Source organism: Pseudomonadota bacterium (genome assembly GCA_016195085.1).
Taxonomy (GTDB): domain Bacteria; phylum Pseudomonadota; class Alphaproteobacteria; order SHVZ01; family SHVZ01; genus JACQAG01.
This window is the reverse complement of record JACQAG010000012.1, coordinates 90,928-106,708: the sequence shown is the minus strand read 5'-3', so window position 1 is coordinate 106,708 and position 15,781 is coordinate 90,928. Positions and strand designations below refer to the sequence as shown.

Genomic DNA, 15,781 nt, shown 5'->3' with positions numbered 1-15,781 from the left:
CAGGAGGCGATCATGCGTGGAACGAGATTGGCATGTGGAGCAGCAATTGCCGTCATGCTCGTCTGGTCCGGTTCCTTAGCTGCGGGCCCGAACGACACAGTGAATGCCGTCAAGCAGCGCGGCCAGCTGCTCTGCGGCGTGAGCACGGGTGGATCGACAGGCATGAGCACCCTCGACAGCCAAGGCAATTGGCAAGGCTTCGAGGTCGATTTCTGCCGGGCCGTGTCGGCGGCCCTGCTGGGCGACGCCGCGAAGGTCAAGTTCGTGCCGCTCGAGTTCAAGAACGCGTTTACCGCGCTGCAGTCGGGTGATGTCGACATCCTCGCGCGCACGGCCACTTGGACCTACACGCGCAACACCGAGCTCAACCTCGATTGGGCCGGTATCTACATGTATGACGGCCAGGGTTTCCTGGTCTCCAAGACGCTCGGGGTGAAAAGCGGTGCGGAGCTGAATGGCGCATCGATCTGCGTCGCGGGGGGATCCACCTCGGAGCTCAATCTCGCGGACTATTTCCGTACACGCCGCATCACCTACACGCCAATCGTCGGCAATACCCGCGAGCAGAGCCAAGCAAACCTCGAAGCGGGCCGCTGCGACGCCTACACGAACGAGCGCGGCGGGCTGGCCGCGAGCCGGACCGCGCTTAAGAACCCCGACGGCTTCGTCATACTGCCGGACGTGTTTTCGAAGGAACCGCTCGGACCCATCGTACGCAAGGATGATCCACGCTTCCGCGACATCGTTGCCTGGACACTCAACATGCTGATCGCGGCCGAGGAGCTGGCCATCACCCAAAAAGCGGTGACGGAGCTGGCGGCTGCGTCGCCCAATCCGGAGATCCAGCGAATGCTTGGCAAGACCGGGAGCTTCGGGCCAAAGATGGGATTGGCTGAAGACTGGGGCGTGAAGGCGATCCTTGCGGTCGGAAACTACGGCGAGATGTACGATCGAAACTTGGGCGAGGGGAGCCCGATCAAGCTGGCTCGGGGCCCGAACCGCCTTTGGAATGACGGAGGACTGTTTTACGCTCCGCCGTTCCGCTGAGGGGCAGCGACCGGTTATCTGTCAGATGAGCCGAGCTAAGATTACCGGCTCAGTCTTGGAGGACCAGCATGCCTGAGGACGGGCATGACTGACGTATCCGCCGGCCCAGGCCGCGATTGGCGACCCGTACGCCGATTGCTGCTCGGGCTTGGCTATCAGGCAGCCGCGGTCGCGGCGGTGGCGGCTCTTCTCGCCTATTTTGCTCTCAATGCGGCGGAAAATCTTGCTACGCGAGGTCTCCATCTCGGTTTCGGCTTTCTCTCGCAAGAGGCGGGATTCCGCATTGGCTTCAGCATCATCGACTTCACCGAAGCCGACTCATATGGGCGTGCCTTCCTCGTCGGTCTCGTCAATACCTTGCTGGCCGTCGCCATCTCCATCGTACTCGCAACCGCACTCGGATTCGCAATCGGCATCGCGCGTCTCTCCACGAATTGGCCGCTGTCCCGCCTGGCGCTCGGCTACGTAGAGCTCGTTCGCAATCTGCCGCTGCTGCTGCATCTCTTATTCTGGTACAACGTAGCCCTGCGCGCGCTGCCACCGGTACGCCAGAGCCTCTCTCTGGGCGGACTCGCCTTCCTCAACAACCGCGGCATCCTCCTACCCCGGCCGGTTCTGGAAGCTGATCTCGCCGGGGCGCCTTGGTCATTCTTGGCCTGGGCTGCCATAGCGGTTTTCGTCTGGGTCTGGAATAAGCGTCGTCAGGCAGTTACCGGCGAGGCGTTCCCGGCCGCTATGGTCATTTTTCTCCTCGTTTCGGGAACGGCGCTCTTACTGCTGGCAAGCGGCCTCGCGTCCTTGACATGGGAGCTGCCCGTACTGAGGGGATTCGATTTCACCGGGGGACTCAGGCTCACCCCCGAGCTCGCAGCCCTCATATTCGCGCTCACGGTCTACAATGCCTCCTTCATTGCCGAGCTCGTCCGCGGCAGCATCTTGGCCGTCGACCAGGGACAGACCGAGGCGGCAAAGGCGCTCGGCCTCGGTCGAGGTCGAATACTTCGTCTCGTCGTGATCCCGCAGGCGCTCCGGGTGCTGATCCCGCCCTTGTCGAACCAATATCTCCACCTCCTTAAAGCGTCCTCGCTCGCGACTGCGATTGGCTATCCCGATCTGGTCAACGTATTCACCGGCACCGTGCTCAACCAGACTGGCCGCGCGATCGAGATCGTGCTGATCACCATGCTCGTCTACCTGACGCTGAGCGCGGTGGTCGCATTGGCGACCAACGTCTATAACCGGCTGGCCGCGATCGTGGAGAACTGAGCGCCATGTCGCAGCTCTCCTATCCGGTCTCGTCCGACACGACACCACGCCCCACCACCGCTTCCCTGAGCATCGGCGCCTGGACCAGCCGCAATCTATTCGCCGGTCCCGTGCATATCGCTCTCACCATTGCGATCGCAATTCTCGCGTTCTATGCCGCCAAGTTCCTGGCTGACTGGGCCTTCCTAGACGCGACCTGGGTTGGCGGCCGACGGAGCGATTGCACCGGTGGTGGCGCCTGCTGGGCTTTCGTCGTCAATCGGTTTGGTCAATTCGTCTACGGCTTCTATCCTCCGCCGCAACGCTGGCGGGTCGACCTCGTGATGGCGGCGCTGGCTGGAGGCATCGCTGCCCTGCTCCTGCCGTGGACGCCGCGCAAGCGGCTGATCGCCGTCACCATGCTGACCGCGTCTCCGTTGGTCGACTTCTGGCTCCTGCGCGGCGGCCTGCTCGGGCTCGCCCCGGTGGAGACCGACCGCTGGGGCGGACTCATGTTGACCTTGGTCGTCGGCGTCACCGGCGTCGTCGGTTCGTTTCCGCTGGGCATCGTGCTGGCGCTGGGCAGGCGTTCCGAGCTACCGGCGATACGCCTGATGTCAGCAGCCTTCATCGAGCTCTGGCGCGGCGTGCCGCTGGTGACGGTCCTATTCATGGCGACGGTGATGCTGCCCTTCTTCCTCCCGCACGGCGTTCGATTCAACGAGCTTGCGTTGGCCCTCATAGGCATCACCGTATTCGCTGGCGCCTTTCTAGCCGAGGTCATCCGCGGCGGCCTGCAGGCGGTTCCCCGGGGCCAGTATGAAGCGGCGTCGGCCCTTGGGCTTGGCTATTGGCAGACGACGGCCATGATCGTGCTGCCCCAGGCGCTGGAGAAGGTCATTCCCGGCATCGTCAACAATGCGATCGCGCTCTTCAAGGACACGACCTTGGTGATGATCGTCGGACTCTTCGACATCCTCAATATCGCCGCCGCCGGCGCCGCGGATCCGCTTTGGCTTGGCTCGAACGCCGAAGGATATGTCTTCGTCGGCCTCGTGTTCTGGCTGATCTGCTTTGGATTATCGCGCTATAGCCAGGCCGTCGAGCGACGGCTCAACGCCGACCAACGCCGATAACGAGCAGATCAAGAAAACCGGCGATCGACCAGCGGGCGGGAGTCGCATGAGACGGCCATGACCTATCAGATCAACAACGGCTTGCGTGGTTTTCAATGCTTGAAATGCGCAACGGTCCTTCCCGTCGCCGACTACCCCACGGGCTGCCCCAACTGCCTGGCGGCGGACTTTCCGGCGAGCGTCAAGCCGGTCTACACGTCGACAGGCAAAGCGCCGAGGGCCGGTGGCAGAGGCGGAATGGCGCGCCATGCCACCCTGCTCCCCTACATCACATTTCCAAGCCTCGGCGAGGGCGATACACCGCTGGTTGAGGTGCCTGGGCTCGCGATGGAGCTTGGCCTGGCGGCGTTGCACGTGAAATGCGAGTCGCAATCGCCGACGGGCTCGCACAAGGATCGAATGAGTTGCCTGGTCGTGGCGCGGGCGGTTGCAACCGGCGCACCGGCCATCGTTGCCGCCTCCAGCGGCAATGCCGGTGTCTCGGTTGCGACCTATGCCGCCGCGGCCGGTCTTCGCTGCGTGATCGTGACCACGCCGGCGATGAATCCGATCTGGCGCCGGGCCATCGAGATCACTGGCGCGGAGCTTGTGGCAACCGAGCGCAGCCTCGATCGCTGGCGACTGGTGTCTGACCATGTGCGGGCCGAGGGCTGGTTTCCAGCAACCAACTTCATCGATCCACCCGTGGGCAGCAATTGCTGGGGCGTCGATGGGTACAAGACCGTTGCCTTCGAGCTCTTCGATGAAGCAGGTGCCGACGGCCACGATTTCGTCCTGGTGCCGACCTCGCGTGGCGACTTGCTTTGGGGAATCTACGAGGGATATCGGGTTCTGCTCGAAGAGCGGCGGATTCAGCGCATGCCGCGCCTGGTTGCCGTCGAGCCGCATCCGCGGCTGACGCGCGTGCTCGCGGGCGAAGACCACCGGGGCGCCTTTCCTGGCGAGTCCGCGCTGTCTTCGATTGGAGGATCGACCGTCGCCTGGCAAGCCGTGCTCGCCCTCAGATCGTCTGGAGGAGCTGCCATCGCAGTCTCGGAGCCGCAGGTACGTCGAGATCAAGAGTGTTTAGCGCACGCTGGCTTGTATTTGGAACTGTCCGCCGCTGCCACGCTCACGGCGCTGCGAGGACTGCGCGAGGATGGCACCATAAAGCCCGGCGCGCGTGTTGCTCTGATCGGAACCGCGAACGGCTTTCGCGAAATGCCGGAGAGCCCGAAAAGACCAATTGAGCTTGCCAACGTCTGAGCCCAGCTGGTCCTAGCCAGCGACCGTTAACCCTGCCATGGAGGCACGCCCGACGGGGTACCCCATGTCCTATCCTGAGCCGCGAAATCCCGGCGGGGTGAGCCTAGCGGCACCCAGCCAATGGCTCGAATGCTCGGATTCCCATTGACTTAGGGCGTCGATGCGCCCATATGTCGTCCAACTTCGCTTCGGCATGTTTTGCCATTTCGCCCCTCTGCCCGCACGCGGATACCCGCATACGGACACCGGGCGTCCAGCCATTAACATTCCGATGAAGCATGGATCGCTGCCCAGCGACGGAAGTCGTTTGTCCGGCGCGTCCACGGCCATGCGCCGCCATGACGGCGGCGCGCGCCGTTCATTACAAGAAAGACTTCTTGAATCATGCAGTCGTTTTCCGAACTCCCCCTCATTCAACCCTTGCTGAGCGCGCTTGCGGCCGAGCAATACACCAAGCCAACGCCGATTCAGGCCCGCGTCATTCCGCTCCTGCTCGAGGGCCGCGACGTCGTCGGCTGCGCCCAGACCGGCACCGGCAAGACCGCGGCCTTCGCGCTGCCGATCCTGCAACTCTTGAGCAAGAGCCCGCGGCGCCCCGCGCCGCGCACCGCGCGCGCGCTCATCTTGGCTCCGACCCGCGAGCTGGCGAGCCAAATCTCCGACTCCTTCGGCCGCTACGGACGCGAGCTACCGCTCCGCCGCGCCGTCATCTTCGGCGGCGTCGGCCAGCGGCCCCAGGTCGATCGGATGGCCCGCGGCGTCGATATCCTGGTCGCCACACCCGGCCGCCTTCTCGACCTCATGAACCAGGGCCATGTTCGCCTCGACGGCCTCGAGCTGTTCGTGCTCGACGAAGCCGATCGCATGCTCGACATGGGCTTCATCCATGATGTGAAGCGGATCGTGGCGAAGCTGCCTGAGAAGCGCCAGACATTGCTGTTCTCCGCGACCATGCCCGATGCCATCGCCAGCCTCGCCAAGACCTTGCTCAAGAATCCGGCGCGGGTCGACGTAGCACCCTCGGCAACCACCGTGGAACGGGTGGAGCAGCGGGTCATTTTCGTCGATCGGCAGCAAAAGCCGGCGCTGCTCTTGTCGGTGCTGGCAGAGCCCGATGTGGCCCGCGTCCTCGTCTTCACCCGCACCAAGCATGGCGCCGACCGGGTGGCAACGCAGCTCGAGCGCGCCGGCGTCAGCTCGGGTGCCATTCACGGCAACAAATCCCAGGGCGCCCGGCAAAAGGCGCTGGCGGATTTCAGGGATGGCCGCGCGCGGGTGCTGGTGGCAACCGACATTGCCGCCCGCGGCATCGATGTCGACGGGGTGACCCACGTGATCAATTTCGATATCCCCAACCTGCCCGAAAGCTACGTCCATCGGATCGGCCGCACCGCCAGGGCCGGTGCGGCGGGCATCGCCATCTCCTTCTGCGATCATGAGGAGCGCGCGTTCCTGCGCGACATCGAGCGGACCATCAGAATGACGCTGGCCCCGATGGAAGGCGGCGAGCCTCAGAGCAATGGACGGACGGCACCGGCGCATCCCGCCTTTTTGACGAAGCCGCGCACCGCAGGCGGATGGCGCCAGTCGCGCGGCGGCGAGCGCGGCCGCACACGGCCGCGCCACCACGCCGGCTGACCTGCCGATCCCGGCGCCCGCACCGGCTCTCGCTTAAGGGTGCAGGTCGGGCCTGGGGGCGAGCGTGTCGGCCTCGGCCGGGGCCGGATCGCCGCCGGGATAGCCCGCCGCGTAGGTTGGCTTCGCCACGGGATAAACGGCACTCTTGAGCTTCGTTCCGGCGACGGCGATGCCGTTGGGCTCGGAATAGGGCGAGCGGTCGAAATGCGGGGTTGCCACCGCCACGCGGTGGCCCTTGCGCTCAAGCGCCGCCTTGACCTTGGCCCCGAACCTCCCGTCGATGAGCAGATCGTCGGTCTCGGCATGGAGGCGCGGTGCCTGCACCGCCTCCTGCAGCGACAGCCCGAAATCGAGATAGTTGACGATCGACTGGGCAACCGCGGTCCAGATGCGCCGCCCGCCCGACGCGCCGATTGCCGCCTTCAGCCGTCCGGCGCGAAGGATGAGGATCGGCGTCATGTTGTTGAGGCCGGCCTTGCCGGGCGCCACCGAGTTGATGGTGCCCGGCAGCGGGCAGAACCAACCCATGGCGTTATTCATCATCACGCCGACCCCGGGATTGACCACACCGGAATAGCCGTAGTTGGTCTGGGTCAGGGACACCGCATTGCGCTTGCGGTCGACGACGGTGATGTGGGTCGTGCCGCGATCGTCGGCGGCACCGGCCGGCTTCGGGAAATTCCGCGGCCGCACCTGGCCCGCCCGGCGCCACGGATCGCCGGCGAGCGGCTCGCCGGCCCGCCGGGTCGAGATCAAGGCGGCGCGGCTTGCCGCATAATCCTTGCTCGCGAGCTCGGTCAAAGGCGCATCTTGGTGGTCGCCCATGAAGGTGAAGCGATCGGCGGCGGCGAGACGAATGGCCTCGGCCACGAGATGCAGCGCCTCGGGCCTGCCCCAGCCGATCCGTGCCAGATCGAAATGCTCCAGGATGTTGAGGATCTCCACCACCGTGGTGCCGGCGGTCAGATGCGGCATGGCGATGAGCCCGTGGGCGCGGTAGCGGCTGCGGATCGGCTCCATGACATGGGCGCGGTAGTGCGCCAGGTCGGCGGCCCTCAGCGTGCCGCCGTTCCTGGCGCAGTCATCGCCGATCATCTCCGCGATCTCACCCTTGTAGAATCCGGCCGGCCCCTTCTTGGCGATGATGCGCAAGGTGCGGGCATGGTCCTTTTGCACGAAGCGGCCGCCGACCGGGATCGGCTGGCCGCCGGGATAGTAGACCTGTGCCGTTCCCTTATAGGCTTGGAAGGTCGCCCGGTCCGCGACCGAGGCCAGCGTGAAATGATGGCCGACGGGGAAGCCCTCTTCGGCCAACCGGATCGCCGGCTGCATCGCCTGGGCAAGATCCATCGTGCCCCAGCGCTCCAGCGCCAAGGCCAAGCCGGCGACGGTGCCGGGAACGCCGATCGAGCCGTAGCCCTTGGTGTTGGCGTTGCCCTTGACCTCGGGCCAAGCGAAGCTGCGGGAGAAATGGCTGCCGGCCGCCTCCAGCTCGCCGCCGGCGGGTGCCAGCTTGTACATATCGGGACGCGCCAGGCCCGGCGCCGGCATGCTGTAATAGACCGACGCCGCGTCATCGTCGGCAAAATGCAGCACCATATTGCCGCCGCCGCCGATGCCGTTCATCAAAGGCTGCAGGACCCCCATGGCGAAGGCGGTGGTGACGGCCGCATCGACGGCATTGCCGCCGCGCTCCAGCACCTCGACGCCGATCCGGGCACCCAGCGGGTGCTGGGCCACGACCATGCCGTCGCTGACGGTGAGCTCTTCATGAGCGAGCACGGGACGGCTGAGCTGCATTGGAGTCTCCGGACGGCGATTGGTGGGAATGAGCAGGGATGCTCGCGACGCGGTCTGCAGCCTATGCCACGCTCTCGGCATCGGGCAACGAGAGGGATCGTGGTCAGAAGCTTGCGAAGCTGCGGCTCTAGCGCGCCGCATCGGCGGCTGCGGGCATTGTCATCGGGACTGGAATCCATCCCAGTCGCTCCCGCCAATCTGCGGGCAGGCCCCGGAAGCGCGCGAGGCTGATCGGGGTCAGATTGGCGAAGGAGCAGCCTCCATCGCGGACCAGCTCCATGATCACCCGTCCGGTCGCCGGCGATAGGCCGAAGCCGACGCTCGACATGGTGGCGAGCACGGCGTTGCTCGGGTCCTGCAGCCGATCGATGACCGGCCTGCCGTCGGGCGTGTTCTCGACGATGCCGCCCCAGCTGCGGATGATCCGGACATGGGCGGCCTTCGGAAACATCTCGGCAAGCCTGCGGCCGAGATGCCGGAGAAGCGAGGTGGTGACCCTGGGCGGGGTCTGCATGCCGTCGATCTCGATCCATTCATGCGGACCGCCGCCATAGGCGAGGTTGCCGCGCAGCGTCTGCCGGCCATAGAGCCCATTGCCGTCGACCCCGCCGTAGCGCATGAGCGGCACCGGCTCGGTCACGATCATCTCGACCCTGGCCGGTGCCAGCGGGAGCTCGGCACCGAGCATGGCGGCGAGAAGACCGGTCTGCGGCCCGGCGGCGATCACCAGGATCTCGCAGCCGAAGCGACCCCGGTCGGTGACCACCTCGCAGACCTTGCCGGCCTTGACGGTGATGCCGGTCACCGTCGCGTGCTGCAGGATGCGACCGCCGTGGTCCTCGAGCGCCCAGGCATAGGCTTGGGTGGTGCGCTGCGGATTGGCGTGGCCGCCATAGTGGCAGAAGAGGCCGCCCACGGCGTTGTCGCCGACCAACGGCACCAGCTCCGCCAGGTTCTTGCGATCCAAATAGTCGCATTTGAAGCCCTGGCCGTCGGCGATGGCGGCGATGCGGTTGAAGCGCTCCATCTGCGCGTCGTCGAGCGCCACGCGGATGCGGTGGCGTTGGTATTCCGTCGGGTAGCCCAGGAGCTCGTCCATTTGCGGCCAGAGCCGCTGCTCCTCCATGAAAAACGGGCTATAGGCGTGGGTGGCGCCGCCGCCATTGCGGCCGGAGGCTTCCCAGCCGACGATGCCCTTGTCCAGCACCAGCACGTCCACGCCCGAGCGCGCCAGCCACCATCCCGCGCTCAAACCGGTGACACCGCCGCCGATGATGACGACGCTGGCGCCGGTCTTGCCGCTGGCGGCCGCTTCGGGATTGCGCTCCGCCATCCTATTTCCCCGAAGGGGTCGAAGGCTGCTTGGCACCCGGCACCGCCGGCGAGACCGGGTCCATCTCCCAATGGGGTGTGAACTGTGTGGGGATGCCGAACCAGATATCCCAATGCTCGCGCATTGCCTCGGTCTCCTCGTGCGGCCACAGCACGCTCAAAGGCAACGGCCGGATCGGCGCGCGGTAGCTCGCCAACGGAATCTGGTCGACCGGCACTCCGGTTGCGCTCGCCAGCAGCATCTGCACCTGCTCGCGGCAGCGACGACCCTGGCAGGGCCCCATCCCGGCTCTGGTCAGCCGCTTCACCTGGTCCTGATTGACGGGTCCGTCTTGGGCGAGCGTCTTGAGCGTGCGCCCACGCATCTGCGAGGAGCCCCATTTGAGGTAGGAAGGCGGCCTGAGCTCGACCAGGTCGCCGCGGCTAACATCCTCGCACTGGCAGACATGAACCTCCCAGCCGCCGACGGCGATCTCGATCCGAAGCCACTCCTGCCAGTAGGGGTGAATGGCCGCGGGCGAGTCGAAGTCGGATGAGGGAATCGCCTGCCGGAGCGCCGTCGCGGCATCCGCGCCGACTGCGCCCAATTCCGCCGCCGCCGCAAGTCCGGCGCGGCGCCCCTCGGCGACCGCGAGCTCCGGATGCAAGACCTTGGCCTCGAAGACGCCGGCGCAGTCGCCGATGGCGCGCACGCAACCTTGCGTGGTTCGACCGGCGTCGTCGATGACCGGCACATAGCCGCCGAGCTCGGAGCGAAAGTGTAGTCGGCAGCCAAGCACGTCCAGGAGCTCGACATTGGGAACGAGACCGATGGCGGTGACGATGCTGTCACAGGCGATCTCGACCTCGCTCGAGGGGATCGGCGCGCCGGCATCGTCCAGACGCACCAGCACGGCGGAAGCGACCTCCGTAGCACCCCGCGCTTGGCTGATCGCATGGCGGGTCATGAGGGGAACGCCGTGCCGCGCGAGCTTCTCTCGTAAGTCCGCCGGTCCGCGCACAGAGGCTTCGATCTCGACCAATGCGGCGACGGTCAGCCCGCCCTCGAGGGCGGCCAGCGCCATCTCCAGGGCGGGTGCGCCCGAGCCCAGGATCACCAGCCGGCGTCCGTCGAAGGCCTTGTAGCGCCGGATGAGAGCCATCGCACCAGCAACGCCCATCACGCCCGGCTTCTCCCATCCGGCAAAGGATAGGCCGAGGTCGCGGGCGCCGGCGGCAACGATGAGATGCTCGAAGCTCACCATCCAGGAGCGGTCCTCGTCGGCGAGCCCCAGCATGGGCTTTTGCAGCGTGCGGACCGTCGGCCCATTGAGGAAGGCGCCCCAGGCATAGGTGCCGAGCTGGACCTCGATGCCGAGCTCGAAGGCTTCAGCCAGGCCGGGATTGCTGTCGACGAGCCGCTCGACGAGCCGCTCTTTGTTCTGGACGGCGGCATTCATCCGCTGGCCGAAATGCAACGGGACGTCGAGCCCCATGAGCGCGCCCGCCACCGGGTTCTCGTCGACGAGCATGGTCTTGACGCCGGCCCGTGCGGCTTCGAGCGCGGCGGCCAATCCGGCGCTGCCGGCGCCCACCACGATGAGCGGCACATGCATCTCCGCCACCGGGATCTTGCCGGCAACCGATTTTGGATCGAGATAAGGCGCCACGGCTCATGCCTCGCGGGATCGACGCGCTTTGAGCCCATGGGACCAGCCCATGGGCGACCGGAGCCATGTGAGCCGAAACCGCTATCCAAAGGCAAGTACGCCGCTCGGGCGTCGAGGGACCGGCGTCGAGAGGCGTCGGGAGCCGGTCGCAGCTCGAGGGGCTAGGCGACCGCCAGGCGGGGCGGCGGCTCGCTCTGAGCCGGCTTCACCAAGGGACCGGTGCGCTGCTCGACCTCCTCGACCACGGCCCGGCGGTAGTCCGGGTCGAGCTCGTCAAAGGCCGCCTGGGCCAAAAGCAGATCGAGCGGATCGTCGGATTCGATGGCACGCGCCAGATAGCGGGCGACATCGGTGTCGGCGCCGACCACCGTCTCGATCGCACCCAGCAGGATTTCTCGGTCGCTCAATCGCATGACGTTACCGTCGCTAGAATTGGCTCTGGGATGATCGCGGGGCGCCTGGAAGCGGTGGAGATTTCCGCCCGCCTCCAGGCACGAACACAAGGGCCGGTCCTTCTGCTCCCGTCCCCGATGCACGATCAGCCGACTGATCCACCGCTCCCCCTACGACCCGCGCTCGCCACCTCGTCGTCACCTGGCCGGACCCTAGGCCGCGCCTGCCGGCGCCATCTCGTTCCCGCCGGCACCGGGAGCCGTGTAGTCGACATAGCGCTCGACCAGCTGGGCCAGGCCACTGATGACCTCGATGGTGATTCCGGAAGGCGCGCCCTTGGCGCGGGAGCGGACGATGGCCTTGAGGGTGGCGAGCTGCAGGCGGATGACGTCGAGCTGGCGCCGGTCCAGATCGTCGGACCCGTCGAATACCCGCGACATGAGCGTTGCCACCTGCGAGACGGCGGGATAGCCGAAGCTGCCGCCCTCGCCTCGAAGGTTGTGGGCGATCTCGTAGGCCTGCTTCGCGGCTGCGCTGTCGGCGGGCTCGAGGATGAGGCGGCTCAGGAGCTCGCTCAAGCGATCCAAGGACGGGCCGGCGATATTCCCGTAGTCGACGCGATTCTGGTGGCGTTTGAAGGCGTCCTCGGCGGTGCGCACGCTGCGCAGCCCGGCGCCGGGCACGCCTTTGCCGGTTTTCTGACGTAGCTCGCGCGGGGGCTGGATAAACTCGACCACGGCATCACTCCCCAAGAAGAACCGGAAACCAACCCTCTACCGGAGGGCGCTTGGCAGGTTCTTCAGAGGGCTTCTGCCTACGGCGATCGCGCTGGCGGACTGGGCGCCCGGCGCGGCGTTGCCCATCGGGCACTGGGCCGGGGATAGCGTCGATCGTCTGCATCAAGCCACCGGGACAGCTGCCATCTGTTACCCGTTCACCGGGCGCCCGCCTTTCGGTTTGTCACCGAAGCTTGTGCGGATCGCCCAATGCCACGCACGCTAGTGCAGGCTCCGCGCCTTAGCAAGCGATTTATCGGTATTTTAACTATATTCGCATTAAAAAAGCGTCGTACCCTTCTTATCCTCTTCTAACACCGGCCAAAATCGGCGCCCCGATGAGGCTTACGGCATCGGCGCCGGACGGCCGAAGAGGTAGCCTTGGCCGAAATCGATGGCGAGGGAGGAGGCGCGCGCGGACTGCTCTTCGGTCTCCACCATCTCGACGATGGTCTTGATCGAGACGCTGCGGCAAAGGGTCACGATCGCCTCCAAGATGGCGCGGTCACGGGGGCCGGCCGCGCGCTCCTGGATGAAGCGGCCGTCGATCTTCACGAAATCGACGCTGAGCGCCTGGATGTAGCGCATGGAGGCAGCCCCGGCGCCGAAATCGTCGAGGCAAACCGCGTGCCCCATCGCTTGCAGGGAATTCAGCACCGATTCGGCCTTGGCGAGATCGGCAAATTCCGTGGTCTCCGTCACCTCGAACAGGAGCCGCTCCGCCGGCACGCCCATGGTCTTGAGGCTCCGCCTGAGATCGCTCATGAAGCGATCGTTCTCGATCGATTTGGCGGAGAGGTTGGCGGCGATCTTGACCGACCGGTCGCTGCTCCTGAGCGTTCTGAGCACCCCTTGCACCACCGCCATGTCGATCTCGCAGATGAGGTCGACTTGCTCGGCGAACTGCACGAACTCGGCGATCGAAGCGACATCGTCGCGGCGCGCCAGCGCCTCGTAGTGGTGCAGCTTTCGGTCCTCCAGACGAACGACCGGCTGGTAGATGAGCTTGATCTGGCCGTCCTTGACCGCCTCGCGCACGGACTGGATGCGACCGGCGGCAGCACTCGTCATTTCCTCGAGCGACTGCCAGAGCGAAGTGCCGGAAAGCCCCGCAGCACCGGAGGCGGCGAATTGCCGGAGCGCGTAGCGCACGGCGCGAACCCGATCGGCCGCCGAACCCGGCGGGTTGGCGAGGTCGAGGTTGCTGACACCGATCGCAACCGGCCCGATCGCCGCCGACACACTGGCGGCGATGGCCTTCAGACTGTCGGCGAGCTCGCCCGCCTCGGCATACTTGCCCTGCACGACCCCAAAGCGCTCCTCGTTCAGCCGTCCAGCAAGCCCGCTATCGGAGGCGATGACCCGCAAGGCGGCGCCGATATCGGCCAGGAGGCGGTCGAGCTCGGGGCCTGGCTCGCTTAGCCGTGCGAGCCCGGGGATCTCGACGAGGCTGAGCTTGCGGCTCATGCCGCCGTCGCTGCTGGCGGCGAGATAGGCCTCCATGCGGGAATTGAACGACTCGGCGGTCAACAGACCGGTCGCGGCGTCGCGCGGCTCCTCCTGGCTGCCGCTGGGCAATTCGCAGAGTGCCACATGGCAGACCTTGTTCTGCGGCAGGCGAAAGACGCTGAGCAGAGCCTGGCCGGCGCCGTCGGTTGCTTGCGCCATCTTGACCCTGGTGGGCGCCAGCCGCTGGCCGCCCTCGAGCTTGAGCAAGAGCGCGGCGACCAGGCGAAAGTCCGGGGGAATGAGCAGCCCCTCGATCGGGGTGCCGACCAAGGCCTCGGCGGCGCGGCCGGTCAGGCGACGAGCTGCGCCGGCGGCAAATATGACAAGTCCGTCGGCGCCGACTTCGAGCAGGAGATCCGCTGCGGCGAAGGCGAAGGCCACGAAGCGGTCGCGCTCGTGCCTGAGTTCGACCGATGCGGCTTGCGTGGGCTCCATGGGCGGCGTGCTCTTCCGGCAATGGCGCTTCCCGCGCTGCGAACGACCGCTGCTTTCCTCACCTTGTTCTTACCGCAAAATCCGGGAAACGCAGCAAAATACCGCGCGCCAGCCGGCGGCGGGCGCGATGGCCGCAGGTCCGAAGCTGGCGTCGGTTCCGCACCTCCGCTAACATCATGAAGAGGGACTTGCCGCTTCTCGTTGGAAGGTCCCAAGCAGAATGGACCGACCCGTGAAGCCTTTGACCATGCGTTCCCCCCACGCCGTGCGCGACATCTCGGTCGATGACCTCTCGCCCGAGGAGGCTCAGGCGCTCCACAAGCTGCGCGCGTTCTACGCCGAGAAGCTCTGCGGCGTGCTTGCCGGCACGCCGGTCGATGAGCGCGTGCTCACCTTCGCGACGGCGACCATCGATTTCGTGTCCCTGCGGCCGATCGGGGCGATCGAGGAATGGCTCGACCGAGCCGACAGGCTCATTGCCGGGCAGGCGAGCACCCAGCCGCATGCCGCGGTGGTGACGTTGCTCTCCGAGTTTTTCGAGCATGTCCCCTCGGACTTTCCCGCCTCCGTCAATTCGACCAAGCTCGCCCGTGGCGCCCGCAACCACGCCGAACGCCGAAAGCTCGTGCAGATCCTGGCGAGCTATGCGAAAGCCGTGCGCGAGGCGGCACCGCAAGCCAAGCCCGGGCTGTTCCTGGTGTACGGCTCGATCGCCATGCTGTTCGGCACGGAATGGGCGCCCTTCGTCATCCAGACCACACGGCAGATCATTCTCTCCGAGGCCAACCGCGCGTTCCGCCAAGCGATCGAGCTTGGCCCCAAGGCGACGGTTCACTAGCCGACGCCGGACCGGCTCGCCTGCGGGCGACGGCACGATGGGTTCGCGCATTCACCCGCCTCCCCAGCTGCTTTCCTTCGACGTCTTCGGCACGCTTATCAGCGTGCGCGAAGGCTCCTACGGGGCATTCCGCTCGATCCTCGCCGACAGCGGTGCGGCTGAGGTCGACGTCAAGCCCTTCTGGGAATACTGGGAAGAGCGCAACATCGCGCGCTATTGGGAGCCCTATCGAAGCTACAAGGAGATCTGCGAGCTTTCCTTGTCGGAGGCGTTCGCGCATTTCGGCCTCGACGGCCGCCCCGGGCTGATCGGGCGCTATTTCGACGCGTTCGGCGGCTTCAGGCTCTATCCGGAGGTGACCGCGACGCTGGATGCCCTGAGCCGGCGGCATCGGCTAGCGATTGTCTCCAACATCGACGACGATTTGCTGGCTCTGACGCCCCTCGGCCGGAGCTTCGATCTCGTCTGTACGGCAGAGCGCGCCCGGGGCTACAAGCCCGACGGCACGTTGTTCCGCTATTTGATCGAGCATGCGGGCGTGCCTAAGGATCGGATCCTGCACGCAGGCCAGTCGCAGTTCACCGACATGGTCGGCGGCAAGCCGTTGGGGCTGAGGATCGCTTGGATCAACCGTCGAGGCGTCGAGCTCCACCGGTCCGTGCCGCGTCCCGATTTCGTCCTGGAGGACATCGCCGGGCTGCTTCCGCTCCTTGGAGACGACGCACCTCCGGCTTAGCC

At 66.1% G+C, this 15,781-nt stretch carries 13 protein-coding genes; 7 read left to right on the top strand and 6 right to left on the bottom strand.

What is annotated here, in order from left to right:
- The first annotated feature begins 12 nt into the window (after positions 1-12).
- The 5 genes from HY058_03640 (at position 13) to HY058_03620 (ending at position 6,311) form a co-directional block, all read left to right on the top strand.
- Positions 13-1,047: an amino acid ABC transporter substrate-binding protein gene (locus HY058_03640; GenBank protein MBI3496380.1), complete on the top strand. Its 1,035-nt coding sequence runs from the start codon at positions 13-15 to the stop codon at positions 1,045-1,047.
- A gap of 84 nt (positions 1,048-1,131) precedes the next feature.
- Positions 1,132-2,313 (top strand): ABC transporter permease subunit, encoded by a 1,182-nt coding sequence (locus tag HY058_03635; GenBank protein MBI3496379.1) that lies wholly within the window; start codon positions 1,132-1,134, stop codon positions 2,311-2,313.
- Between the two features lie 5 nt (positions 2,314-2,318).
- The gene (locus tag HY058_03630; GenBank protein MBI3496378.1) at positions 2,319-3,428 is read left to right on the top strand and encodes an amino acid ABC transporter permease; all 1,110 of its coding nucleotides are present in this window, start codon (positions 2,319-2,321) and stop codon (positions 3,426-3,428) included.
- A 57-nt stretch (positions 3,429-3,485) separates the two neighbouring features.
- Positions 3,486-4,673 carry a pyridoxal-phosphate dependent enzyme gene (locus HY058_03625; GenBank protein MBI3496377.1) on the top strand — a complete coding sequence of 396 codons (1,188 nt, stop codon included), beginning with the start codon at positions 3,486-3,488 and terminating at the stop codon, positions 4,671-4,673.
- A gap of 384 nt (positions 4,674-5,057) precedes the next feature.
- Positions 5,058-6,311, top strand: a complete 1,254-nt coding sequence (locus HY058_03620; GenBank protein MBI3496376.1) for a DEAD/DEAH box helicase — start codon at positions 5,058-5,060, stop codon at positions 6,309-6,311.
- A gap of 33 nt (positions 6,312-6,344) precedes the next feature.
- Here HY058_03620 and ggt read toward each other — a convergent pair whose 3' ends face one another.
- The 6 genes from ggt to HY058_03590 all read right to left on the bottom strand — a co-directional run bounded on the left by ggt (position 6,345) and on the right by HY058_03590 (position 14,205).
- Positions 6,345-8,111 carry a gamma-glutamyltransferase gene (ggt, locus tag HY058_03615; protein MBI3496375.1) on the bottom strand — a complete coding sequence of 589 codons (1,767 nt, stop codon included), beginning with the start codon at positions 8,109-8,111 and terminating at the stop codon, positions 6,345-6,347.
- 127 nt (positions 8,112-8,238) lie between these two features.
- Entirely contained in the window at positions 8,239-9,444 is a 1,206-nt protein-coding gene (locus HY058_03610; GenBank protein MBI3496374.1) for an FAD-binding oxidoreductase, read from the bottom strand.
- A 1-nt stretch (position 9,445) separates the two neighbouring features.
- The gene (locus HY058_03605) at positions 9,446-11,092 is read right to left on the bottom strand and encodes an FAD-dependent oxidoreductase (protein MBI3496373.1); all 1,647 of its coding nucleotides are present in this window, start codon (positions 11,090-11,092) and stop codon (positions 9,446-9,448) included.
- A 161-nt stretch (positions 11,093-11,253) separates the two neighbouring features.
- On the bottom strand, positions 11,254-11,505 hold the full coding sequence (locus HY058_03600; protein ID MBI3496372.1) for a hypothetical protein: 252 nt from the start codon (positions 11,503-11,505) through the stop codon (positions 11,254-11,256).
- A 192-nt stretch (positions 11,506-11,697) separates the two neighbouring features.
- Positions 11,698-12,222, bottom strand: a complete 525-nt coding sequence (locus HY058_03595) for an Hpt domain-containing protein (GenBank protein MBI3496371.1) — start codon at positions 12,220-12,222, stop codon at positions 11,698-11,700.
- 384 nt (positions 12,223-12,606) lie between these two features.
- The gene (locus tag HY058_03590; GenBank protein ID MBI3496370.1) at positions 12,607-14,205 is read right to left on the bottom strand and encodes an EAL domain-containing protein; all 1,599 of its coding nucleotides are present in this window, start codon (positions 14,203-14,205) and stop codon (positions 12,607-12,609) included.
- A gap of 247 nt (positions 14,206-14,452) precedes the next feature.
- On the opposite strand from HY058_03590, the gene HY058_03585 reads away from it, so the two are divergent.
- A complete protein-coding gene (locus HY058_03585) occupies positions 14,453-15,043 on the top strand; it encodes a hypothetical protein (protein MBI3496369.1) in 591 nt (196 codons plus the stop codon).
- A gap of 37 nt (positions 15,044-15,080) precedes the next feature.
- The gene (locus tag HY058_03580; protein MBI3496368.1) at positions 15,081-15,779 is read left to right on the top strand and encodes an HAD hydrolase-like protein; all 699 of its coding nucleotides are present in this window, start codon (positions 15,081-15,083) and stop codon (positions 15,777-15,779) included.
- The last annotated feature ends 2 nt before the right edge of the window (positions 15,780-15,781 follow it).